Annotated in this window: 1 protein-coding gene; it reads right to left on the bottom strand. The window is 43.9% G+C overall.

The genetic code is table 11. The features are described 5' to 3' along the window. A partial coding sequence (locus tag SM447_RS29295; protein ID WP_474576104.1) for a host specificity factor TipJ family phage tail protein occupies window positions 1-713 on the bottom strand: 713 nt, incomplete at both ends.

The raw sequence follows: 713 nt of genomic DNA, 5'->3' as shown, positions 1-713 counted from the left end.
TTGAAACCAGCGCACCAGCTTCAACTACAAAGCTAATTTCTCCAGTCGTTGGTAAATCACCTCTTTGCATTTGATATAAACGTGCGAGATTAATATCAAGCTGGTCATATCGAATGTAGATCGGTGAATCATCTACCGGCACATCAATGAAATCCTTGTCATTGAGGTAATAACGTTCATCGTAATTAATTGCCGTAATGGTATTTGAGAACTGGTCAGCCGGTTCTCTTTTTGCAACCAGATAAGGCAGTGAGACTTTGGTATCGTCATTAACCACCGTATAGATAGTATTCACAAAATCATCAGGACTTAGCTTTAATGCACCGTTCGGTAATCGGCCTAAAACTACCTTGTTCTTGGCAGATCCTGCGGTAACAGGAATAAGGTCCACGGTACCATCCCCCATTTGCAGATAGATCACATAGCTCTTGCCTGCAATGAAATCTACATCATGGCTTAGGGTGAGAATTAAACCTTCTTGCTGTACCACTTCCCCGCTTTGATGAATACCATTGCGATAATCTGCTACGGCAATACGGTCACGTAGCACAAGCAACTCAGACTCAGGCGCCGCATCAAAGGTGATGGATTTGCGCTGGAAGCGAAGCTTGTTCCAGATCCGGTACGCATTAAAATGAGCTTGCCACTTGTTTCGCACCCCAACGGATTTCACTTCTTTCGGGTTCTTTGCTCCTTTGTCTGGCAAATAGATA

The sequence above is a fragment of the Micromonospora aridisoli genome, assembly GCF_056150025.1.
Note: the sequence above shows the minus strand (reverse complement) of the source record. Positions and strands in the feature narration are given on the sequence as shown.